General features: G+C 39.3%; 18 protein-coding genes and 3 tRNA genes. 20 read left to right on the top strand and 1 reads right to left on the bottom strand.

The genetic code is table 11. The features are described from left to right. Positions 1-369 precede the first annotated feature (369 nt). The 4 genes from NSS81_RS01340 to NSS81_RS01325 all read left to right on the top strand — a co-directional run bounded on the left by NSS81_RS01340 (position 370) and on the right by NSS81_RS01325 (position 4,940). Positions 370-3,420, top strand: a complete 3,051-nt coding sequence (locus tag NSS81_RS01340) for a GNAT family N-acetyltransferase (RefSeq protein ID WP_342431774.1) — start codon at positions 370-372, stop codon at positions 3,418-3,420. Beyond that, the gene (locus NSS81_RS01335) at positions 3,407-4,267 is read left to right on the top strand and encodes a TatD family hydrolase (protein WP_342431773.1); all 861 of its coding nucleotides are present in this window, start codon (positions 3,407-3,409) and stop codon (positions 4,265-4,267) included. The genes NSS81_RS01340 and NSS81_RS01335 overlap by 14 nt, the downstream gene beginning before the upstream one ends. A 53-nt stretch (positions 4,268-4,320) precedes the next feature. Then, a complete protein-coding gene (locus NSS81_RS01330) occupies positions 4,321-4,764 on the top strand; it encodes a hypothetical protein (protein ID WP_342431772.1) in 444 nt (147 codons plus the stop codon). 103 nt (positions 4,765-4,867) lie between these two features. Then, positions 4,868-4,940, top strand: a tRNA-Phe gene (locus tag NSS81_RS01325). Between the two features lie 30 nt (positions 4,941-4,970). Here the strand turns inward: NSS81_RS01325 and NSS81_RS01320 are convergent. Beyond that, positions 4,971-5,342 carry a VOC family protein gene (locus NSS81_RS01320; protein WP_342431771.1) on the bottom strand — a complete coding sequence of 124 codons (372 nt, stop codon included), beginning with the start codon at positions 5,340-5,342 and terminating at the stop codon, positions 4,971-4,973. A 131-nt stretch (positions 5,343-5,473) separates the two neighbouring features. Between NSS81_RS01320 and NSS81_RS01315 the strand changes: the two genes are divergently transcribed. The 16 genes from NSS81_RS01315 to NSS81_RS01240 all read left to right on the top strand — a co-directional run bounded on the left by NSS81_RS01315 (position 5,474) and on the right by NSS81_RS01240 (position 24,485). Next, positions 5,474-6,205 carry a phosphate ABC transporter ATP-binding protein gene (locus NSS81_RS01315; RefSeq protein ID WP_342431770.1) on the top strand — a complete coding sequence of 244 codons (732 nt, stop codon included), beginning with the start codon at positions 5,474-5,476 and terminating at the stop codon, positions 6,203-6,205. Next, complete coding sequence (fetB, locus tag NSS81_RS01310; RefSeq protein ID WP_342431769.1) at positions 6,202-6,954, top strand: iron export ABC transporter permease subunit FetB; 753 nt, start codon at positions 6,202-6,204, stop codon at positions 6,952-6,954. The genes NSS81_RS01315 and fetB overlap by 4 nt, the downstream gene beginning before the upstream one ends. A 184-nt stretch (positions 6,955-7,138) precedes the next feature. Next, positions 7,139-7,212, top strand: a tRNA-Gly gene (locus NSS81_RS01305). An 8-nt stretch (positions 7,213-7,220) separates the two neighbouring features. Further along, positions 7,221-7,294, top strand: a tRNA-Ile gene (locus NSS81_RS01300). A gap of 302 nt (positions 7,295-7,596) precedes the next feature. Continuing rightward, positions 7,597-8,238 (top strand): helix-turn-helix transcriptional regulator, encoded by a 642-nt coding sequence (locus NSS81_RS01295; RefSeq protein WP_342431768.1) that lies wholly within the window; start codon positions 7,597-7,599, stop codon positions 8,236-8,238. A 15-nt stretch (positions 8,239-8,253) separates the two neighbouring features. Continuing rightward, a complete protein-coding gene (locus NSS81_RS01290; protein WP_342433898.1) occupies positions 8,254-9,069 on the top strand; it encodes a pyruvate, water dikinase regulatory protein in 816 nt (271 codons plus the stop codon). Positions 9,070-9,074: 5 nt separating this feature from the next. Next, positions 9,075-11,744 carry a pyruvate, phosphate dikinase gene (ppdK, locus tag NSS81_RS01285; protein ID WP_342433897.1) on the top strand — a complete coding sequence of 890 codons (2,670 nt, stop codon included), beginning with the start codon at positions 9,075-9,077 and terminating at the stop codon, positions 11,742-11,744. Positions 11,745-11,852: 108 nt separating this feature from the next. Continuing rightward, complete coding sequence (locus NSS81_RS01280; protein WP_342431767.1) at positions 11,853-12,305, top strand: hypothetical protein; 453 nt, start codon at positions 11,853-11,855, stop codon at positions 12,303-12,305. A gap of 24 nt (positions 12,306-12,329) precedes the next feature. Then, entirely contained in the window at positions 12,330-12,521 is a 192-nt protein-coding gene (locus NSS81_RS01275) for a YbxH family protein (protein WP_342431766.1), read from the top strand. A 399-nt stretch (positions 12,522-12,920) separates the two neighbouring features. After that, on the top strand, positions 12,921-15,497 hold the full coding sequence (locus tag NSS81_RS01270; RefSeq protein ID WP_342431765.1) for a DEAD/DEAH box helicase: 2,577 nt from the start codon (positions 12,921-12,923) through the stop codon (positions 15,495-15,497). Between the two features lie 134 nt (positions 15,498-15,631). Then, on the top strand, positions 15,632-16,675 hold the full coding sequence (locus NSS81_RS01265) for a hypothetical protein (RefSeq protein ID WP_342431764.1): 1,044 nt from the start codon (positions 15,632-15,634) through the stop codon (positions 16,673-16,675). Positions 16,676-16,809: 134 nt separating this feature from the next. After that, a complete protein-coding gene (locus NSS81_RS01260) occupies positions 16,810-18,153 on the top strand; it encodes a 3' terminal RNA ribose 2'-O-methyltransferase Hen1 (RefSeq protein WP_342431763.1) in 1,344 nt (447 codons plus the stop codon). Beyond that, positions 18,153-20,753: a polynucleotide kinase-phosphatase gene (locus tag NSS81_RS01255; RefSeq protein WP_342433896.1), complete on the top strand. Its 2,601-nt coding sequence runs from the start codon at positions 18,153-18,155 to the stop codon at positions 20,751-20,753. The genes NSS81_RS01260 and NSS81_RS01255 overlap by 1 nt, the downstream gene beginning before the upstream one ends. Positions 20,754-20,856: 103 nt before the next feature. Continuing rightward, positions 20,857-22,125 (top strand): glycosyl hydrolase family 18 protein, encoded by a 1,269-nt coding sequence (locus NSS81_RS01250; protein ID WP_342431762.1) that lies wholly within the window; start codon positions 20,857-20,859, stop codon positions 22,123-22,125. Between the two features lie 45 nt (positions 22,126-22,170). Further along, a complete protein-coding gene (gene dacB, locus NSS81_RS01245) occupies positions 22,171-23,643 on the top strand; it encodes a D-alanyl-D-alanine carboxypeptidase/D-alanyl-D-alanine-endopeptidase (RefSeq protein ID WP_342433895.1) in 1,473 nt (490 codons plus the stop codon). A 113-nt stretch (positions 23,644-23,756) separates the two neighbouring features. Next, the gene (locus NSS81_RS01240) at positions 23,757-24,485 is read left to right on the top strand and encodes a CBS domain-containing protein (protein WP_342431761.1); all 729 of its coding nucleotides are present in this window, start codon (positions 23,757-23,759) and stop codon (positions 24,483-24,485) included. Positions 24,486-24,581 lie beyond the last annotated feature (96 nt).

The following is a 24,581-nucleotide window of genomic DNA, read 5'->3' as shown; positions in this document are numbered from 1 at the left end:
AACTTTTCTCAAACACCAAACTTTTTTTAGCTAATGTAAACAATGGAAAGGTTAGGGTAATGGAAAATTAATATAGTTCATTTTTTTAACATTAAACCACACATAAATGTTGTTATATCAACATTTATGTGTGGTTTTTTATTTTGCAAGAGAGAAAGACTACACCTGACCCCCTGTTACAATTTTTCGGAAAATTCCTTTACTTCTTAAATTTACCTCATGTATAGTAAAAAGTGGGTTCAACCCATTATTTACTAAAAAACTACAAGGAGGAGTTGTAAATGAGTAATTATCAAACGAGTGGAAAAGAAGGAAATAAGGTAAGTAAGAAATGTGAGACATAGTTAATTTCAAATGGAGGTACACAGAATGGAACAAACAAAACGAAATATTGAGATTGTTGAGTATCATGAAGGTCTTGCAGCCGGCGTTGCGGAAATGTGGAATCTAAGCCGAGACGGGTGGGGGGGAGATTCCCAGGTGACGACGGAGGAAAAAGTGCGAATTCAAGAAGCAAATTCGAGTAATCTTCATCTCTATTTAGCGATGGATGGAGACACGGTTGCAGGGTACTGCGGGTTATCTGAATACCGTGAAGATGGAGGAGCATTATATATTCCTTTGTTAAATGTGCGTTCGGATTACCACGGGCAAAAAATCGGGAAGCTTCTCGTCTTAAAAGCGTTAGAAAGAGTAACCGAGTTGAACTGGCCAAGGCTTGATCTGTACACATGGGCAGGGAATACAAAGGCTGTTCCTTTGTATAAGAAGTGTGGATTTTTTTGGGAAGATCGAGATGATACGACACATCTAATGAACTTTATGCCAACGGTGTTAAATACCGAAGCCGTCATGGATTATTTTTCAAACGTGAATTGGTATGAAGCAAGCACGAGAGTTGTTGAGGTCAGTCCAGATGGCAGAAAGGATAATGATTTTACGTATTACGAGTATACGTGGGATTCGAATGGCAATCAGCTGCGAATGGAATTCGAACGGACAGGACGCGGACTTCGATCGATTGAGACCAATGAGTACGCGATTACCGTTTCAGTTGAAAACTTTACACTCGTTTGTGATGCAAGCTACACAGTTCGCTATCATATAAAAAATAAGACAGGAAAACCGCTTCCTATTCAGTTCAAAGGAGAAAACGATAAAATTGTTCGATATGCGTTTGAGCAATCCCTAACGGTTGAGGATGAGACGGTAATTGAAGCGGCTTTTCAGCTTGAAAAGTTAGAAGAAGAGCAAAGCAATTGGAGAACGCATCCTTCTGTTGTCACAAATGTTTGGATTAATGGTAAAAAAGCGAAGTTTGCTGTAGGCATTTTACCGAAATGGCCGGCAAAGATTACAGGTGTTGTACCTGGGTCACAGTGTTTTGTAAATGAAGAGGCTGTCTATTATCTTGACGTAGAAAATAATGTGAATGACTTGACAACCTATACATTGAACATTCCGAAGCATAAGCTTGTGTCATTAAAGCAATCAACTTTTAAGGTAAAATTAGCTCCAAAAGAAAAGACTTCGATCGTTGTTCCTTACACACTTATAAACTATGGATTTTATGCCCCGACAATTGAGGTTGAGGTGGAAAAGAAAAATGGGATCAAGCAGTCTTTTATCAAGCAAATCAGCATAGGGTTTAAAGGTTTAGGCGGCCGTTTTTATGGGGAATGTGAAGATTATTGGCATATTTATAACGGGTTGTATCATCTGTATTTGAGTAAATTTGACAATGATCTCATTCCGGGCCGATTAACGAAGGGAACACAAAAGACGATTGGGATGTTTCCGAAGCTCGGCAAGCCTTATTCAAGTGAATTCTCAAAACGCAAACCTAGTTTAGTAGAATATAAGGAAGAAAACGGTGTGATGGTTTTATATGCAACCTATCAATCCTCAGACTTTGCGGATGTGGAAGTAGTCAGTGTGTCAAAGCTGTATGCTGAAGGATTACTCGAGCAATCTTATATTGTTCGGAATAATCATTCAGACATAACTCAACCGATCTGGATGATGCAGCCTATTTATCATGAGCTGTTTAAGCCAGTTTTTGTGCTGAATGATCATGTTGTAAAAGTGGAGGAACGAGCATACTCAGAATATGGTAAGTGGAATAGTAATGAGCTGACTGAAAACTGGTTATTTTCTCGGTATGAGCCATATGCCCACGGAATCACCTGGCCAAAGGAAACAAAAATTAATTTTGAAAATTGGTATATGTATGTAGAACATGCGCTTGGGAATATTCAAGCAAATGGTGAGGTTAAAACGAAGCCTGTATATCATTCGTTTGGGGCCTACCAAAGCTGGGAAGAATTTAGAGAGTTTGCCTTGAGAAAAAGGGTGAGAACAGCCGCAACTGCTGATGATTTATTTATACAGACAACTGGGCAAGAAGCTGTGTTGATTGACAGAAAAGCTGGGTATTTACAAGGAGAAGTTTCTTTTAATAAAGGAAAATCGACAATTCTAGCGGTAGAGGATGAAAAAAGAGAAGTACGTGAAGTTGTTCAGAGCAATCCTTCTCCACTTTCATCTGTGGTAGCGGAGTATGAGATAAATGGGGTGCGAGATTTTAAAAAAGCTTTATCCATGAATCCATCTACTCACTTAATTAGCTTTCAAAAATGTACGAGAGACGGGTTGGAGATTCTGGAAGCAAGTAATGGTGAGATATCGATTGCTGCAGCCGAAACCTTTTATCCAACGGTATTTTCTCTGAAAATTAAGGGAAAAGAATGGTTAGATACGTCATTTCCATCACTTCAGCCACGTGCATGGTGGAATCCATGGAGTGGAGGGATTCGTTTCGTTTTACACGGGATCAATCAAAAATCCTTTGTAAACGAAAAAACCATCGTTAGCGATGGATCTCTCATTGATAATGAAGGAAGAGTCTGGAAGGGTCTTAAGATTTCAACAAATTTCACCAATAATGAAGAATTTAAAGGCCTTGGTATTGAACAATATTATGTCATGCTGCCTGGCGTTCCGGTTGTAGCGGTTGTCACGAAAATTCTTCAAAACACTGGTACGTATATGCATTATAAGAAATGGTATACGGAAGGTGCCTTTGCCGTTGGAACGGTAAAAAGCGCAGGAAGTAACAGAACCTATGTCGCAGGGAGTACAGAGATTCAAACAGAATTATCAGACCATGTAATCGTTGCTTCAACTACTGGTGACGAAGTGCTACAACTAATCGCTGACCGGGAAGCGATTAACATCGAAGCCTATATGAACAAAGAGGTTATGCTTGTATCCATATGGAGAGATATGCAAATGGCGAATGGCATGGAATTCCTTTCAGCTCCATCCTTCATCTTAGGGTCAGATAATATTCTTAGTGCAGATGAAGCAGAGGATCTCCGCCGAATGACATTTAATGAGGTAGAAAATGAAAATAATTGACGCACATATTCATTATTCAGATATAAGAAGTTTTCACGAAACAGCCACTGACATTTCGAAAGTAGATTACTCGTTTCAGGGGATTGAAAGGGAATTTGCAGAAAATAACATCGTATTAGGGATTGCGATGGGGGTTACCGAAACAGCTGGGGAAGGATTTCCTGATTCAGCTTCCCCGTCACCAATGGGGATAGATTTAACCAAGGTCATCCCGAAAAACATTGTTTATTGTGCTGGAATTAATCCATTTCGGCTGGATGAGGCGGCACTTCTGCAATTAGAAAAGGATGTCCAAAAGCCTGATTGTGTCGGTATTAAAATCTACTTAGGGTATTATCCATTTTATGCCTATGATGAAGTCTATGAACCTGTTTACAAAATTGCAAAGAAATACAGTGTCCCGGTCGTTTATCATACAGGGGACACATATTCGGAGCGGGGGAGACTGCGATTCTCACATCCGCTAGCGATTGATGATGTGGCCGTAAAGCACAGGGACATGACCATAATGATGGCTCATTTTGGAGATCCGTGGGTCCTTGATGGTGCAGAGGTTGTTTATAAAAATTCGAACGTATTCGCAGATTTATCAGGACTTGTTGTTGGAGCGGATGGTGACATTAAGCGGCTCCAAGAAACAAGATTTTTTGATCATCTTCTGCACGCCTTAACATTTACCAATAACTATGAGAAGTTCTTATTTGGAACCGATTGGCCGCTTACCCCTATCAATCCATATATCGATTTCATCCAGGATATCATTCCAAAGTCGTATCATCAGGATGTTTTCTACAACACAGCTATCAAAGTGTTTCCTAAAATAAAAGCTTATTTATCCAATGATTAATTGATATTGATATTGATAAACTGGATAAATTAAGGATAGTAGGGGTTGGTTTTTTGTCGAAAAAAACGAATATCTGCTTTATCATCTGTATTATTTCCGCAATGTTTCTAATAGGCTGTACAAATAAAGCTCCGAATGAGTTTGACTTTAAACAACTTACCAGAGTAGATGTTGAAGTGGTTAAGGCAGATGATGATAGCTATGAAGAAGCTGGAATGATTACTGATGAAGAAACGATAGATGCGTTAAGAAAAGCATTTGAACAAATTAAGTGGAAACCAAATGTAGAACCTAAAATGGCTAGAAAAGAAGATGTAAAGGCGACCCTGTTTTTCAGATATGATGAGAATATGCCTGAAAGATTATTTGAATACCAGATTTGGTTCAATCAAAGTAATGATACGGCAACTATTATTAGTAACAATGTAAAAGAAGGATATGGAACGTTAGATAAAGAAAATGCAAAGACATTAGAAAATATTTTATTTCATAAATAATAGAGCAGGAAATTCCTCCACCTTTAATAAAAGATAAGACGAAATTTTGTTGCTAAAAACTAGAACAATCCGTGAGATCACTTCACCCTCTTCAAATAAACATGGGCCTAAAGCTCAGCAGCTTAGAACGCACGCCTGAAAAGCGTGAGGTCTATGGCTCGAGTCCATTAGGCCCATTTTGAATACGTTTCGTTATTTCCTCTTTTTCATCTATGTTGGTCAACAAGAATCTGGTTCCCATCTGGATCTTCTATAATAAAATGTGCTGGTCCTTCATTTGATTCAATTGGTTCTGACAGCATATTGATACCTTTTTCTTTAAGCTGCTTTTGAAGCTCACGAACGTCTGTAAAAGATTCAATATTCTCCGCATTTTCATTCCATCCTGGATTAAAAGTCAGGATGTTCTTTTCAAACATTCCTTGGAATAGTCCAATTATGCAATTTTCATTTTTCAAAATAAGCCAATTTTGTGAAATGTCACCGCCAAAGCTTTGAAATCCTAGGTTTTCATAAAATTCTTTTGATTTATTAATGTCTGTTACGTTCAAACTTACAGAAAATGCACCAAGTTTCATACTTTTTACTCCCCCTTTTTAGTTGTTTATATAAGCTTTTAAACTTAACATAGGTTAAGTATAAATGAGTACATTAAAATAGACAATATTCACCAGTATTTCGCAATCATGATATTAAAGGAAGTGAAAGAATGACAGCAATCCTAACACCAGCTATCCACTTTAACAAAGTAAATTTTTATTCTGACGATAACCATATATTAAAAAATATTACTGGATCCTTTTATGAGGGGACGATTACAACGTTGGTAGGTCCTTCGGGTGCTGGAAAGACAACGTTGTTGAAGCTTTGTAACGGACTCCTATCACCAGACTCAGGTGAAATATATATTAAAGACAAGAAAATTAGCAGCTTTGCTCCAGTGGAACTGCGCCGGTTAGTAGGAATTGCGCTTCAAAGTGCACCGATGATCAATGGGGATGTGCTACAAAATATAGGGTTACCACTAACACTGCAAGGGAAAAATCTGGCTGAAAAGGCAGCAAAGGATTTATTAAAGGATGTTGGCTTGAGTGAGGAATTTTTACATAGAAATGTTAGAGACTTATCAGGTGGACAGCGGCAGAAGGTATCCATTGCCCGTACACTCGTAAATCATCCTCGAATATTATTGCTAGATGAAATCACATCTGCTTTGGACCGAGTATCACAAAAAGAAATAGAAGAACTTATCGTAAAAATCAATGAGAAGTATGGTGTAACAATTGTTTGGATTACTCATAATTTGCAGCAAGCAAAAGAAATTGGAACCTACTCTTGGGTGATGATGGAAGGGGAAGTCATTGAGGCTGGCAAAAGTGAACTATTGAATGCTCCTGTAAATGAAAAAGTAATACAATTTGTAAAGGGGGAATTGGAATGAGTACCCTTGCCCTTGCCATTGCACTTGTTTTTGTGTTGATTCCTGTTTTCTTATCCAAAACCTTTAACCTTGGGTTAGAAAAGGATACCATTATTGCTGTAGTAAGATCTATTATCCAATTATTCGTAGTTGGGTATATTCTAATGTTTGTCTTTGATTCAGAAAGCATCCTTTATATGTTATTGATGGTAGTCGTGATGATTGTTGCTGCTACTCAAAATGCGAGAAAAAAAGGTCAAGCAATTAAAGGGATCACATGGAAAGTAGCCGTCACGTTAGTTTTCATTGAAGTATTAACACAAGGTATTCTACTTGGATTCAAGATTACACCAGCTACGGCACAGTATATCATCCCAATCAGCGGGATGATGATTGGAAACTCCATGGTGCTCGCCATCCTGTTTTTGAATCGTTTTATAGCAGAAGTGGATACAAACCAGGAACAAACGGAACTTATCCTATCTGTTGGCGGGACTCCGAAGCAAGCCATCCATACACAGCTGATTACATCGATTAAAGCAAGCATGATTCCAACCATTGAGAGCCAGAAAACGATTGGACTTGTTCAGCTTCCAGGGATGATGAGCGGTCAAATCATTGCAGGCGCAAGCCCAATTCAAGCAGTTCAATTTCAATTGCTTATTCTGTTTCTCCTATTAACAACAGCAGCTGTAACGAGTATCATGCTTGGATTTTTATCCTACCCAAGCCTATTTAATCAACGAATGCAGTTCATGAAGATGAAGTGAATCGATACCATGGAGCCGAATGCTTGTTTGCCCAGTGTAAGTAAATACTGGGTGACAGGCACCAATTTCTACTAATTTTAATGTTTTAATTAGTCAAAGATTTTTTTCAGATAAATAGTTTACAAGATAACACCATCGTGCTATAATGTTTTTTGTGCTTAGGTCTACAAGGATTTAATCATTTGCGGGTGTAGTTTAGTGGTAAAACCTCAGCCTTCCAAGCTGATGATGAGAGTTCGATTCTCTTCACCCGCTCCAAAAAACATGGGCCTATAGCTCAGCTGGTTAGAGCGCACGCCTGATAAGCGTGAGGTCGATGGTTCGAGTCCATTTAGGCCCACTTATAATAAATAATTATTAAACCGAACTTTAAATAGTTCGGTTTTTTTGTGTACTTAGAATGTGAGCAAGTAGGGATATAACTTAAAATGTAATTAAATATCCTTCTTGTTAAATTGAAAAAAGAATCCCTCGGATTCTTTTTTTTGCGAAAAATAAATAGTTTTCCATTTTGTCAAAAAAATGTTGAACAAATTGTTTCCGTTTTTCTATTAATGTAATATACTATATATAAATAAGTATAGCACATTTATACTTTTTATAAAAAATGTAACATAATTATGTTTGTTAAAGGGGGTGGATGTGATCAAACTGACTAAACGGCAAGCAGAAATTCTAGAAATTGTAAAAGAAAATGGTCCGATTACAGGGCAACAAATTGCTGAGAGGCTTTCCTTAACGAGGGCTGCATTAAGACCAGATTTAGCTATCTTAACGATGTCAGGAAATTTGGATGCAAGGCCAAGGGTTGGTTACTATTTCAATCATAATTATCAAACGAAGCTACAGGCAGAAAAGTTCTTACATCAGAAGGTCACCGATTACAAGGCACACCCGATTGTGGTTGATATATCCACTTCCGTTTATGATGCAATCGTTCAATTATTTTTAGAAGATGTGGGAACGCTTTATGCCGTTGACGAAAAAGGTCATTTAGCCGGTGTCATTTCTAGAAAGGATTTACTAAGAACGGCTATCGGGAACAAGGATTTACAGGAATTACCTGTAAGTGTAATTATGACGAGAATGCCAAATATTATTACCATCAACCCAGAAGAGAGTTTGTTAGATGCAGCAAAAAAAATGATTAATAATCACATAGATTCGTTGCCGGTAATAAAAGAAGTAGATGAAGAAAAGCATACATATTTAATTGTAGGTCGGATTACGAAAACAACGATTACACGGGCATATTTAGAAATCATGGAACAAAAATCGGTTTAAGGGAGAGTGGCGACGATTCTAGAGCAAAAGGAAGTTGTCTATGTTGTATCCGACTCGGTCGGGGAAACGGCTGAGTTTGTTGTAAAAGCTGTGGCAACCCAATTCAATGGGGGCCAAGTGGATATCCGACGCAATTCATATGTGGAAGATTTGGAGGATATTGAGGATATTATCGCTTTAGCAAAGGTTGGAAAGTCAATTATTGCTTATACAATTGTCATCCCTGTTTTAAAGGAATATTTGGATCGACGTGCAAAAGAAGAAAATATCATCGCGGTTGATTTGCTTAGTCCATTAATGAATGCTTTTGAAGCAAGTTTTAATAAACAGCCACATCATCAACCTGGTTTGATGAGGAAATTGGATGAAGAGTACTTCAAGAAAATTGAAGCCATTGAATTTGCTGTGAAATATGATGATGGTCGAGACCCAAGGGGAATTCTGAAGGCGGATATTGTTTTGGTAGGAGTATCAAGAACTTCAAAAACCCCATTGTCTATGTATCTAGCACATAAGCGCTTTAAGGTAGCGAATGTTCCGCTGGTTCCAGAGGTTCCAGCTCCAGAGGAATTATTTGAGATTCCGCGAAAAAATACGATTGGGTTAATTATTTCACCGGATAAGTTAAATGAAATTCGTACAGAACGCCTAAAAGCATTAGGTTTAGGTTCACAGGCAAATTACGCAAGCTTTGAGCGTATCCTTGAAGAATTGGATTACGCTGAAAAAATAATGAAGCGTGTGGGCTGCCCAATAATTAATGTATCCAATAAAGCAATAGAAGAAACAGCTGGATTGATATTAGAAGTGCTTAAAAAAGAGAGGAGCTAATAATGATGGAAAAATTTGTTTACTTATTCAATGAGGGAAATGGAACGATGAAAGAGACGCTTGGAGGAAAAGGGGCCAATTTAGCTGAAATGACAAATATCGGCTTACCTGTTCCCCATGGTTTCACAATCTCAACACAAGCATGTAATGCATATTATGAGGCAGGTAAATCCATACCATCTTTAGTTGAAAGCCAAGTACTCGTGGCACTAAGCCGTTTGGAAGAAAAAATGGGTAAGAAACTTGGTGACCCAGTTGATCCATTACTCGTATCCGTTCGTTCGGGTTCTGTTTTCTCCATGCCTGGAATGATGGATACCATATTAAATCTTGGGATGAATGATGAAACCGTTGAGGGAATGGGGAAATTAACGAGCAACCCTCGTTTTGCTTATGACTCCTATCGACGTTTTATTCAAATGTTTTGTAATGTAGTGCTTGATATCAATGTTTATTATTTTGAACAACTTTTAGAAGAAACACGTGAACAAAAGGGGTATAACTCAGATCCAGAGATGACAGCCGAGGATTGGAAGGAAGTTATTGTTGGTTATAAAGGAATTGTAAAAAAACATACAAGAAAAGATTTCCCACAGGATCCAAAAGAACAGTTGTTTCTTGCGATTAATGCAGTGTTTGATTCCTGGAATAACCAGCGTGCGATTGTATACCGCCGTTTAAATAAGATTCCAGATCACCTTGGCACTGCGGTCAATATCCAAAGTATGGTGTTTGGAAATATGGGTAATGACTCTGGGACTGGTGTAGCCTTCACAAGGAATCCATCCACTGGTGAACACAAACTTTATGGTGAGTACTTAATAAATGCTCAAGGTGAAGACGTAGTAGCAGGGATTCGTACACCTCAACCAATCCAAACCTTAAAGGATGAAATGCCAGGAGTTTATCAACAATTTGTCGATACTTGTAAGCAGCTTGAGTTGCATTATCAGGAAATGCAAGACATTGAATTCACTGTAGAGAAGGGCAAACTTTTTATTCTTCAAACGCGTAATGGCAAGCGGACTGCACAAGCGGCAATCAGGATTGCTGTTGAAATGGTTGAAGAAGGAATTATTGATAAACAGAATGCGTTGCTTCGCGTGGATCCAGAACAATTAGACCAACTACTTCACCGCAGAATAGATGATAAACATCAACGAGTATTATTGGCAAAGGGTCTGCCTGCCTCACCAGGTGCGGCAACGGGTCAAGTCGTATTTGACGCAGATGAAGCAGAACAATTAAGTGCGGAAGGCAAGAAAGTAATCCTTGTCCGTCCGGAAACGACACCTGATGATATCCATGGTATTGTTGCTGCCCAAGGAATTTTAACAAGTCGCGGTGGAATGACAAGCCACGCAGCCGTTGTCGCACGTGGAATGGGGAAAGCATGTATTTGTGGCTGTGAAGCATTAAAAATTGATGTTAAGGCAAAACAAATTACGGTTGAGGACCAAGTGATCGTATACGGTGATTTAATTACAATCGATGGTTCAACAGGTGAAATTATGCTTGGTGAAATTCCAATGATTGAACCGAAGCTTTCTGATGAGTTCCAGCTCCTGTTAGCATGGGCAGATCAAGAGAAAAAAATTAGTGTTCGTGCCAATGCAGATAACCCGGTTGACGCAAGAAAGGCTTTTGAATTTGGCGCTACCGGTATTGGCTTGGTTCGGACTGAACATATGTTTATGGATGCTGCACGAGTGCCCATTGTACAGAAAATGATTTTAGCCGAACACTATAGTGAACGTAAAGAGTCTTTAGCGCAGCTATTACCAATGCAACAAAGTGATTTTGAGGGGATTTTTGAAGAAATGAAGGGCTATCCAGTGAACATTCGCTTATTGGACCCACCTTTACATGAATTTTTACCTAACAAAGATGAATTGTTAGTGGAAGTAACTAAGCTTCAAATTCAAAATCCAACTTCTCCTGAGCTACAGGAAAAAGAGCTATTGCTTAAAAAGGTTCGCCAGTTACATGAAATTAACCCAATGCTCGGTCACCGCGGCTGTCGTCTTGGTTTGACGTATCCTGAAATTTATGAAATGCAAGCAAAAGCAATTTTCTATGCTGTAGCAACCCTAGCTGATAATGGAGCAGAAATACAGCCTGAAATCATGATCCCTCTCGTTGGACATGTCAATGAATTAAAGCGGATGCGTCAGGTTGTCACTGATGCAGCGGTAGCGGTTCAAGAGGAGACCGGAAAGCAGTTTCAGTATACAATTGGAACCATGATTGAAATCCCGCGTGCAGCGTTGACAGCAGATCAAATTGCGGAAGAGGCAGATTTCTTCTCCTTTGGAACCAACGACTTAACGCAAACGACTTTTGGTTACAGCCGTGATGATGCAGAAGGGAAATTCCTGCAGTCTTATATTGAAGAAAAGGTCCTTCCTGAAAATCCATTTGCCGTCCTTGATCAAAATGGGGTAGGCAAGCTTGTAGAAACGGCTGTCAAGCTGGGTCGCACAACTAAGCCAGGGCTGAAAACTGGTATTTGCGGTGAGCATGGCGGTGAAAAGAGCTCAATAGATTTCTGTTACCGAACAGGTCTAGACTATGTCAGCTGCTCACCCTACCGTGTCCCATTAGCAAGACTAGCAGCAGCCCAAGCGACCATTCGTCACCAATCAAACAAGAATGAAGTATTTACAACAGCATAATTTGCGAAAGGACGTGTACATTGGTATGCGTCCTTTCTTTTTAAGAAGTAGTGTTGAACCGTTATAATTGGGAGTGGCTATCTGCCAGTTGGGAGGGTTATCCGCCAGTTGAGAGAGTTATCGGCCAGTTGGAAGGGTTATCCGCCAGTTGGAAGGGTTATCGGCCAGTTGGGAGGGTTATCGGCCAGTTGGGAGGGTTATCCGCCAGTTGGAAGGGTTATCCGCCAGTTGGGAGAGTTATCCGTCAGTTGGGAAGGTTATCCGCCAGTTGGATGTGTTATCCGCCAGTTGGGAGGGTTATCCGCCAGTTGGAAGGGTTATCCGCCAGTTGGGAGGGTTATCCGCCAGTTGGGAGGGTTATCCGCCAGTTGGGAGGGTTATCCGCCAGTTGGGAGGGTTATCCGCCAGTTGGGAGGGTTATCCGCCAGTTGGAAGGGTTATCCGCCAGTTGGGAGGGTTATCCCGCCAGTTGGAAGGGTTATCCGCCAGTTGGGAGGGTTATCCGCCAGTGAGTGGGATTTTGAAGAATTAGCTTCTATTTTTAAGCAAATACTAAAATAATTTCATCAAAAAGGGGTCGTTTGAATGGGAGCAATTGAGCGTAGCGGGTATCGATTTGTACCAGAATTTAGTGTGATTCAACAAAACGGTGCGATTCATGTATATAATCGGGAGGAATTTCTTGAAGAAATTAAGTTTGATTTTTCAGGGACGTTTCCAGAGCTTGGTCAAATTGAAGACTTAGTTGACCAATATTGTACTCAACATAACATTTAAAGAACGCTTGTTCGATATATTGTTTGATGATATAATGAGAATTGCAATAGAATAGGGTTTCTCAAGGGTGGTCGGCACACTCTCCTCTGAAAGGGGGTGTTGCCTATGACGGTTTTTCAAGCATTGATGTTAGCTGTTTCTTTTGCTAGTCTCATTGTTGCGGTGCTGTCTTTCCATAAAAAGAAATAATCCACCCTTGAGCCAGCAAGCGTAAGTGGTGGATTATTGCCCTTATGCCGATTCCCTTAGGGGAACCGCCTATTGCAAGACCTGAGCATGTCTCTAGCGTGCTCGGTCTTTTTACTATATGCTTCTCTATGATTTCATTATACCCAAATTACGCGAAAAAGAAAATGATTCTATGCGCAAAAAACGCCAATTTAAAGAGGAGTAAATTACATGAGCAAATTAACAATCATTTATCCTCAAGCCATTGAACATACAAAAAGAAAAATCTATGAAGACATTGATCACTACTTTGAGACAAAGGAAACTTTACCAAAATTTGAGGATTATGTAGCAGACCGTGGCCATTATCTTGAGCAGCTCTGGATTAATGTGTGGTTGAATAAATCTACAAATGATGTGCCAAAAAATGAAAAAAAGCAATTTTTGAGTGATAAAGGGTTTGAGGTTCAGGGAATTGACCGTAAACTAATTAATAAGTTATTTCGAGATGAAATGCGGACATATCAACCATTTAATGTAATGGAATGGTTAAGTGAAACAAGCAAAGGGAAAGACGCGGAATGGGGAGAACGGTACCATCATGCGAAAGAAGATTATCTGAAACGAAAAATAAAAGCAGATTTAGAGGAAAAGAAACAAGAAATTCGTGCGGACATCGAAGAAGATGCAAGCAATATTCTAGAAGAAAACTATGGACTTTTTTATTTATACATTCGGTATTTTATTGCAACACAGCTAGCAGCAGACATCAAGAATAATAAAAAATTTCAATCCGTAGATACCTTTGCATTAGAGGAGAAGTTAGTAGATGAGGGTAACTTCCAACCAGATGCCTATACAACAGTTGCGAAGTTTTTTGAAGAATTAACCGGGGACATTCATAAAACTGTTCACTCGGGCCGGAGCTTTTATGAATACCAAACCTACTTTTTTGTATATGAAAGTTTAATTTCTGATTATCTGTCCGACTTGCTCCCACAAATGGTCCTTGAAAAATTGCCGTCAAAGATTAAAACTCAATTCTTAGAAACGTTCGATCAAAACCTGTCTCCTTCTTTTGTTAAGGGAAGTATTGCCCAATTACTTTATGAAGTAGAAGACTACTTTATTGAGGACATTCAAAATGAGTATCTTACAGATCTTTTAAAACTTGTGGATATTCCTTTTGATCTTGAGGTCCATCAGCAAATTTTTGAAGAGGATTTTGGAGAACGAGAACGGAAAAGACAAGAGGAAGAGGCAATAATCGAACGAAAGAAACTGGAAGAAACTCGAATCATGGAGGAGATATTTGGCCAGGAGTACAGCCCCTCCGTTGACAGGAAAATCCAGTATATCCTTCATATTGGAGAAACGAATACAGGGAAAACACATCATGCCTTGGAACGAATGAAGAAATCTAGCAGCGGTTTGTATCTTGCCCCGCTAAGGCTATTAGCTCTGGAAGTATATGATAAATTAAATGCTGAGGGAACACCTTGCTCCTTAAAAACAGGTGAGGAAGAAAAAATGGTTCTGGACGCTAAGCATATTTCCTCCACCGTGGAAATGTTCCATGAAAAAGATGCGTATGAAATCGTAGTTATTGATGAATCACAAATGATCACCGATAAGGATCGTGGTTTTTCTTGGTATAAAGCTATTACGAAAGCGAAAGCACATGAAGTACATATTATCGGAAGTAGAAATGCGAAACCCATGCTGCTGCAGCTTTTAGGTGATTCAGACATGAAAATTCACGAGTACAGCCGTGATACCCCTCTTGAGGTTGAAACCAAGGAATTTCATATAAAACATATTAAAAAAGGCGATGCACTCATTTGTTTTTCAAGGAGGCGGGTACTTGAAACGGCCTCACGTCTTCAAAATGACGGTCATTCGGTTAGTATGATCTACGGTAGTATGCCTCCTGAAACGAGAAAAAAGCAGATTCAGCAATTTAATTCAGGTTTAACAAAGGTAATTGTGGCGACTGATGCGATTGGAATGGGCTTAAATCTGCCAATAAGAAGAATTGTATTTTTAGAAAATGAAAAATTTGATGGTACAAGAAGGCGGCTGTTAACGTCCCAGGAGGTCAAACAAATTGCCGGACGTGCCGGCAGAAAAGGAATTTATGATATTGGTAAGGTGGCTTTCACTCGAGATATTAAATTAATGCGCCGCTTATTAATGCAAGAGGACGAGCCTGTTCACACTTTCTCGATTGCCCCTACGAATTCAGTGTTCGAGCGTTTTCAACGGTACTACCGTGATTTGGGTTCTTTCTTCGAACTTTGGGGGAAATTTGAAAGTCCGAAGGGAACAAAAAAGGCTGCACTAACCGAGGAACGTACACTTTATCAAATTATTGCTGGTACTGAAATTGAAGCGCGCTTGCCATTGATGGATCTTTATGGATTTTTACATCTGCCTTTTTCAAAAAATGAACTGGTACTTTCGAAGCAATGGGAAGAAACAATGTATGCGATTATTCAGGGGCGTCCACTGCCAGAACCACCAATTAAACAACGCAGCCTCGAGGACTTAGAGTTGACCTATAAAGCAATTGGTCTTCATTTGTTGTTTTTATATCGGTTAGGTGAAAGAACGGAGGCGATTTATTGGGAGCGTCTACGTGAAGAATACAGTGATAAGGTACAGGATCGTCTAAAAACAGATATAAAGAAATTTGTGAAAAAGTGTAAAAACTGCGGAAAGAACCTCCCTTGGGATCATTCTTTTCCAACATGTGAAGCGTGCTATCAAGCCAAGAATAGAAAATACTATTATGATGATAAATATTAATTTACACGGTATGACTTATTAAAGTCATACCGTATTTTTATAAAATGTAAAAATAATTACGCTTTAGAGTAAAAAAACTATTGCGCTTAAGAGTAATTTAAATTACTCTTATATGTAATGGGAGGTGGATAGTATTGGAAGATATCAGCTTGAATGTATCGTTATTAAGGAGAAGAGTACCAAATCTAACAAGTGCAGCCCGTTCTGTGGGATTGCGGCCAGCTACTGTATCCAATTTATGTACAGGGAAAATTCCCGTTGGTCGTGCGGAAGTTAGAACATTAGTGGCACTTGCCACCTTGGCGCAATGTAGTTTAGATGAATTGATTGTAAGAGGGGAGACGGTAGAGATGATTGAAACAAAAATTAAGACTTTAGATTTGTTCGCACCAATCGTAAAAGGAGGAACAATTGGCTTGGTGGCTCGTCCAGGAATGGGGCAGCTGGTTGTCCTGGCTGAGTTATTTTATCGCTTTAAGAGGGAGGGTTATGCCACCATATTGTTAAAACCCGAAAAAAACTATCCAGAATTGACGGATATTACCGATGAAGTGGAGATTGTTGCAGATACGATTGAAAAGGCATATGAAGAAATGAAGGCGATTGGCACCACAAAAGAGGTCATTTTTGTAGCTGATCGATCACATGTTTTAACAGGAGAAATTTACGACCTTCAAGAAAGATTACATGAAGCAAACATTAAATCAGTGACAACCTTTTTACTAGATTTACAGGGGGCATCAGTTGACGAAGATTTACCATATGGCCCACTTGAAACCTTATGGCAGTTCGACATTGACCTCGCAGCAAGACACAAATGGCCAGCCGTAAACCCAATTCACTCAACATCCTCCGTACTGGAAGGTGCACACCTAGATCAAAAACATCTTTCTATCCAGCAAAGAGCACAAAAACTTTTACGCCGCTACCGAGAACTGCGGTCGTTGGTGAATGTTAAAGGGATTACAGGCATACCAACATCGGAAGTACAGACGTATCAACGAGGGGAACGTTTAGAAGCCTATTTAACACAACCCTTTTACGTAGCCGAACCTTTTACTGGACAGAAAGGGCAATCTGTCAATCTTGAAGATACATTAACCGATGTTAGGAAAATTATCGATGGTGCAATGGATGGTGTGGAATTAGATTCATTGAATTTTATTGGAAGTCTATAATAGTAAGTAGGGGGTGTAACGACAACAAAGTTACACCCTTTATAATTAATCTGTACCTATTTCCAAAAATTCCATTTTTGTGTAATTATATTACTATAAGCAAAAAATATTCTAATGAAAGTGAAGTGCGAAATATGCAGTTATCATTAACCGTTAGAGGGACTGGGGCGGAAACCGTTTCGTATCTGATAGCCAAAAATCCGACCAATCTTTATGAGCGAAATGAGAAGGGGTTCAAGGTTCGTCTCGTTTATCCTACCTTCACAAACGATGAAGCTGAGTTCCTCATTTATGTCCAACCCGACCCGATCGATTTAGCCCGAAATTCGGCAGAAAAGTATGATATCACTTCCTACATAAATGACCGTGAATTTGCAGTTAGCAGTATTTTTGTGTCAGCTATCCGCAAGGCATTAGGAACAGCGTTAAACGGAAAACCAGATGAGGAGTATACCGAATGGGTGGACCATCCATTTGTGATGGAACTTAACTTTGGACCGGTTGCAACTGATTTGAATGATAGGGAAATTGAGGACTTATTTAAGCCTATAGGTTATAAAGTGACGATTGAATCCGGGGTTAGTACATTTAGAGAAAAAAGCTCTGCCAAGTTTATCACTATAACAGGTGAACAAACGGTTCAAAATGCATTGAAGCATATTTCCACGCTCATTCCAGTCATCGATAACTATAAGCATTACTTTATTGATGAAAGAGAAGTCGAGAAACTCGACCGTTATGGGGATGACTGGTTAGAAAGCCATCCGGCAAAGTTACTCATCCTTAAGCGAGCCCTTCGCTATCAAAGCTTAATCGTTAAATCGAAATTTTATCACCGGGAACAGAGTACGAAAGGGATAGTTGAACAACCAAAAGTTCGTTTAAATGAACAACGCTATGATGCGATTGTAAACTATATCAAAGGCTTACCAAATCGGGAAACAATCGTCGACCTAGGTGCAGGTGAAGGGAAGCTTTCCGTTCAGTTCGGTTTCATTGACGGTGTCAAAGAAATACTCTCAATTGAGCCATCAAGTAAATCACGGGTTAAGGCGATAAAAAGATTTCAGGAGGAAAATGATAAGGAAAGATATATTGAACCAAAATCACTGGCAGGATCTTTATATTATTTTGATGAACGCCTGCAAAATAAAGATATTATCGTTCTCTGTGAAGTAATTGAGCATATTGATGAGCACCGCTTGCCTAATATATTTAAGACAATAGTAAACGATTACCGTCCTCGGATACTGATCGTAACAACACCAAACCAGGAATACAATGTTGTTTATGAAATGGACGATGAGATGCGTCATGATGATCACAGGTTTGAATGGACAAGAGCAGAATTTCGCGAAAAGTGTGAACAGTGGACGAAGGATTCCAGCTATCAAGTGAGTTTTCAAGGTATTGGTGAAGAAATAGAATCATATGGTCAGCCAACGCAAATGGCTATTTTTAGAAGGGAGGAAGGATGATGACAACAGTAAATTTGCCTCCTGCGGGCATCGTCCTGCTTATAGGGCCCTCTAATTCTGGAAAAACAACATTAGTTAACCAATTAATTCAAGAAGGACAGATTTTAGAATCGGAAGTGCTAAGCTCAGATCAATTCCGCGTTCTTGTTAGTGACATTGAATTTATTAGTTGGAATCAGCGTTCGAAAGAGGAAGCGAATGCACTTTACGATGAGTATCAGCAAATTTCGAAAGAAGCTTTTGAAACTATCGATTTTGTCCTTGCTAAACGCTGTCGGCTAAATAAATTAACCTTTGTTGATGCAACTCATTTACGAGATTATGAACGGGAAAAATATATCCAAATGGCAAGGAAATATCATGTACCAGCGATTGCTATTGTGCTAAATATATCAGAAACAGAGTTGATTCGCCGTGATGCGGGGAGGGATTTCCCTCGGGGGAGAAACCGAATTAAGCAGCAGTATCAGCATTTTAAAACGACACTACGAACCATAAAAAAAGAAGCTTTTCGACTTACCTACATTGTTGGTGAAGAAGAAATACAAGTATTAAATGTGAAACGACTAGACAATCCATTAGTTATTGACGTTGGCACAGGGATTGATTTTATCGGTGATATTCACGGCTGCTTTGAAGAATTTATCGAAATCTTGATAAAGCTTGGATATGCAGAAAACGGGGAGGGATATTTTATCCATCCTGAAGGTCGGAGAATCCTTTCACTCGGAGACGTGATGAGTCGCGGTCCACGTTCACTTGAGACATTACAATTTTTCCAAAAGCATGTGGCAGCAGGTCTAGCCTTTATGATTGACAGTAACCATGGCTGGAAAATTGCCCGCTGGCTGGATGGGAAAAATGTTACGCTGACACATGGGGATGAAAACGTTGCAACGGAGTTTGAGGAATACGAAGCGAAGTTTGGAAATGAAGCGACCTTGCTTTTAAAGGAACAAATAAAGGACTTACTACTTGGCGCTAAGTCACATTACATCCTCCAGAAAAACGGGGTAAATGTTGCGGTTGCAGTCCATGCGGGTATCCGGGATCATTATATCGGTAAACAATCACAGCGGATATCTGATTTTTGCCGTTACGGAGATACTGATGGTCATGATGAAAATGGAAAGCCTATCCGCAAAGATTGGACAAGCGGCCATAAATCGAGTGAACTCATTCTTTGGGGACATGAACCAAAACCGCAGCCTTTAATGGTAAATAACACCCTCAATATTGATCAAGGTGTGGTTTTCGGCGGCAATCTAACAGCTTATCGTTATCCAGAAAGAAAGATTTTCTCTGTTAAAGCAAAAGCCGATTATGCAAAAGTAGTGGATAATCCTTTAAAGGAATGGGAACGTAAACGTCTGAATCCGCCTAATATTGCAAAATTCCTAGAGGGATACACCGTTTTAACTGAGCAGTATGGGGAGGTTCAGATTTACGCAGATGGTGCCATTCCAGCTTTGGATGATCTGTCTCATTACACTATACCGATTGAAGAAATGGTCTATCTCCCACCAACCATGAGCCCTACCCCAAAACCATCAGGCTTAGATGGCTACCTCGAGCATCCGGTGGAAGCGTTTGAATACTATCAAGCCAATGGCGTTGAAACGATGGTTGTCGAGAAAAAGCATATGGGTAGCAGAGGAATCTTGTGTTTATATAAAAACAGGCAAGCGGGCCAGGAGTATGTCGGCCGGGCAACGTTGGGAATGATTTATACCCGAAAAGGACGTGCATTTTTCAAAAAAGAACTAGAAGAGCAAATTGTAACAGCTTTAAATGAGGACTTAGTTAAGAGCGGTTATTTTGAAAAATACAACACAGACTTTGTGTTACTTGATGCGGAAATTCTGCCGTGGAATTTAAAAGCAAAAGAGTTAATCCTAAATCAGTATGCACATGTTGGTGAAATGGCATTGCTAGATCGTAGTAAGTTGAGCGATGAGCTCCAAAAAGCCTATTACAGTGGCAAAGAGGTTTTAAAGTGGATCCATCAAAACGATAAAAAGGTTGAAAATGCAAGGATTTTTAATGAGGTCTATCAGAAATATTGCTGGGAAACGGAAGGATTGGAAGGAATTCAAATTGCCCCTTTCCATACGTTGGCACATAGCACGGAAACATTTTTTCATAAGCCGCATATTTGGCATATGGAAAAGAACAAAGAATTTAGCCAACTGTCACGTTTGTTTGTGGAAACAGAATATCGGGTAGTTTCTGACGAAGCTTCAAAGAAAGCAGCCATTGAGTGGTGGGAAGAAATAACAGAAAGCGGTCATGAAGGTTTTGTTGTCAAGCCTGAAATCTACGTGGCACGTCGAAAAGGCAAGCTGCTGCAACCCGCAATTAAAGTGAGGGGTCGTAAGTATCTTCATATCATTTATGGCATGGACTATTTACTACCAGAGAACCTCGCGCGTCTTAAGCAGCGGAATACAGGGAAGAAACAACGAAATGCTTTGAAGGAATTCTCGTTAGGTATTGAAGCGGTTAATCGGTTTGTACACAGAGAATCGTTAGAACGTGTTCATGAATGTGTGTTAGGAGTTTTGGCATTAGAAGCTGAACCAATTGATCCGCGATTATAAGTGTGGACGAACGAACTGGCAAGACCAGTTCGTTTTTTTTCAGTCTACTAGCTATATTCCTTTTAAGTAACCCATATGATGTTGGTAAAAGGGGTGAGAGATAATGGCTGTTCATGTGGTTCGTTCAGGAGAAAGTATGTGGGCTATTTCAAACTTATACGGTGTACCAGTACAAACAATTGTAACGTACAATGGGTTACCTTCTGCTGGTAATATCGTCCCAGGCCTTGCACTCTATATTCCAGATAACCTGCCAGTAGTCCGCACCTATCAAATAAAAGCAGGAGATCAAATTTGGCATTTAGCACAAAAATTCAACACTGATCTCGCTAGCATTCTCACAGCAAATCCAGGGGTGAATCCGAATCTGCTTTTCATTGGTCAAATCATCAATATCCCAACGACTGTAAAAATGGAAATTGCCACACTTGGATTTATTGTTCCATCTTCAGAGAGTACAGTCATTGCGATACTTGATCAACTTGCTTCTCAATTAACTTACTTAGCGGTAGTAGCCTATTCATTTACAAATGAAGGATATGCTTACAATGAGATAGAGGATTTAGTGATCGTAAGACGTAGCCTTGAATTGAATATTACTCCTTTATTGATGATTCGAAACTTTACAGGGGTTGATTTTAGCCCTGAACTGGTAGGAAATGTGCTAGGAAATCCAACCTATCGCCACAATCTTGTGGTAAGTATCGTGAATTTAATAAAGCAAAGAGGATTTGGCGGTGTGAGCATTGACTTTGAATTTATCCCTCCACCGCAAAGGCAAAACTTTGTTTTATTTTTAGCAGATTTAAAAAAGGCATTAGGAGAACTAATTTTACATGTAAATGTTCATGCTAAAACAAAGGATATTCCAACGAATCGTATTATTGGTGCATATGATTATGCAGCAATCGGAGCGGTTGCAGACATTGTTGCTGTTATGACAATTGATTATGGTTACCCAGGCGGCCCGCCAGATCCTGTCTCACCAGCCTGGTGGATTGAGCAAGTTATCCAATACTCCATCACACAAATTAATCCTCGTAAACTACAGATTGCAATGCCATTGTATGGTTACGATAAAGTTGTAGGGACAAATACTACACACGCCTTGTCCGTACTTGCTGCACAAAATCTGGCGTTATCAACCGGTTCTCCCATACAATTTGACGAAACCGCAAAGTCACCATGGTATCGATATTGGGTAAACAATGTAGAGCATGTCGTTTGGTTCGATGACATTCGCAGTTTTATCGAGAAATATCGGTTACTTGACAGGTATCAGCTATCGGGAACAACCTTTTGGCAAATCAGTTTGCCGGCACCACAAAATTGGGCATATTTGTCTAGGAATATAACAATTGTGAAAGAATAGTCGGGAAGAAAGATATATTTTTTATTAGGAAGGTTGGAAATAGAGTTGTTTAAAAGAGTAAAAACATATGTACTAATGTTGTTTATCCTTTGTGCCGTATTCCTCCCAAACCTGCACCACGCATTTGCAAGGTTAGAAAATGAAAATTTGACGCAAAAGTTGAATCAGCTATTAATGGAGGAACCAGACTTAAAAGGGGCGATTGCAGGAGTAAGCATCCGCTCTGCTATTAAGGGTGAATTCCTCTACGACCATTTAGGTGATATCCGCCTGAGGCCAGCCTCAAATATGAAACTGCTAACTGCTGCAGCAGCCCTGTCCGTATTAGGGCAAGATTATCGGTTCATAACAGAAGTACTAACAGATGGTCTCGTGAAAAAGAAAACCTTAGAAGGGAATCTTTATTTAAAAGGAAAGGGTGATCCAACCTTACTTATAGCAGACTTTGAAAACATGGCATTGGAAATTAAAAAACTAGGAATCAAAAAAATTAACGGTAATCTAATTGGCGACGACAAATGGTATGATGATGTCCGTTATTCCACCGACCTATCCTGGAGTGACGAACAAGCTTATTATGGTGCTCAAGTTTCAGCGCTAACTGCATCGCCAACGACAGATTTTGACTCAGGTTCTGTTCTTGTTGAAATAGATCCAGGAACAGGAAAAGGTGACAGAGCTGATGTGAAAGTAACACCAGATACGGATTTTGTGAAAATAATCAATCGGACAGAAACCGTGCCAGAGGATGGAAAAAAGGAAATAGTCATTGAGCGCCAACATGCAAAGAATACAATCATCATTAAAGGTACGATACCTCTTAAATCAAAGATTGAAAAGGAATGGATTGGTGTTTGGGAGCCAACCCGTTATGCGATGGCTCTCTTTAAGCAAGCACTAACGGATCATGGTATCCAAATAACAGGAAAAACGAAAACAGGAACAACACCAGACGAGGCAATTAGTTTGCATACTCGCCAATCCATCCCACTTTCAGAATTACTCGTCCCATTTATGAAACTAAGCAACAACGGCCATGCTGAAACTTTAGTGAAGGAAATGGGGAAGGTTGTTAAAGGTGAAGGAAGCTGGGAAAAGGGTCTTGCTGTATTGGAAACGGAGTTGGCTAAATTCGGAGTGGACACTGACACACTCTTGCTAAGGGACGGTTCTGGGATATCTCAAGCAAATTTAATACCCGCCAATCAGATATCTCAATTGCTTTTTGCCGTGCAGAATCAAACATGGTTTCCGACGCTATTAAAATCACTGCCATATGCGGGTGAACAGGATAAAATGCTTGGAGGTACATTGCGGAATCGGTTGAAGGAGCCTATTTTTAAAGGCAAGGTAAAGGCTAAAACGGGCACCATCACATCTGTCAGCAGTTTATCTGGATATGTTCAAACAAAAAGTGGACAAACTCTGATTTTTTCCATTATGTTAAATAATTTGTTGGATGATTCTTTTGGGAAAAGAATAGAGAATAAAATCATTACAATCTTAGTAAATCAGTAATACAAGGAAGGGGGGAGCATAGTAATTGCTGCCCTTTTTATTATTTCAGAAATTGATATTTCCCTATCTCTATATTGATTATATAATTAAAGAAAAATGGTAGGGAGAGCGAAATGAAACCGGTCAAAAAGAATGGACAGATATTATCTGAACGATTTGAAGTAGCCTTTAATCAAGTTCATGATGCCATGAAGGATATTGTTCAAATAAATGATGAGAGATTCGTAGTGTTAGTGAAGGTAGGAGCAAAAAAATATCAGATTATTGAAACCTTTAAAAAGGACCTTGAACAATACGCAAAGCTTCGAAATGCGATTGTCCATGAAAAGATGGAAATTGGTTATTATATTGCTGAACCGAATGCCAAAGTGGTCGAGCATATTGAGAAAATTGCCCATGTATTTAATCGTCCCAATTACGCGCTGACTATTGCTACGAAAAATGTAAAATTCTTCGATTATCATGACAATATCTTAAAGGTAATTAAAGCGATAAGAGAGTACGGTTATTCTAAATTTCCGATTTATAAAAACAAAGAATGCATTGGACTTTTGACGGCAGGAACGATTGTAAAATGGCTGGCCAAGAATATTGAAAGCAGTACCGTGAACTTAGCTGATGTACATGTCAGCGATATTTTAATATATGAGAAAGAACAACCCGTCCACATTGTGCCAAAAAGCGTTAACATTTTTGAAGTAGAAAATATCTTTGGAAAATCACATAAAGAAAAACAGAAGTTAGAGGGAGTCATCATTACTGAAAATGGTAACAATAATGAAGCGCCTTTAGGAATTATTACAGCATGGGATCTTATTGAAATTGACTATACGGTTGATTAATGGAAATAAGAGACCATAACAATATTATGTAAACTGAAGCTATTAATCCAACATTATTTTAGAATAATACCAAAAGTAACGAGCACTCAGCTATCG

The organism is Neobacillus sp. FSL H8-0543 (genome assembly GCF_038592905.1).
Lineage (GTDB): Bacteria > Bacillota > Bacilli > Bacillales > Cytobacillaceae > Neobacillus.
Note: the sequence above shows the minus strand (reverse complement) of the source record. Positions and strands in the feature narration are given on the sequence as shown.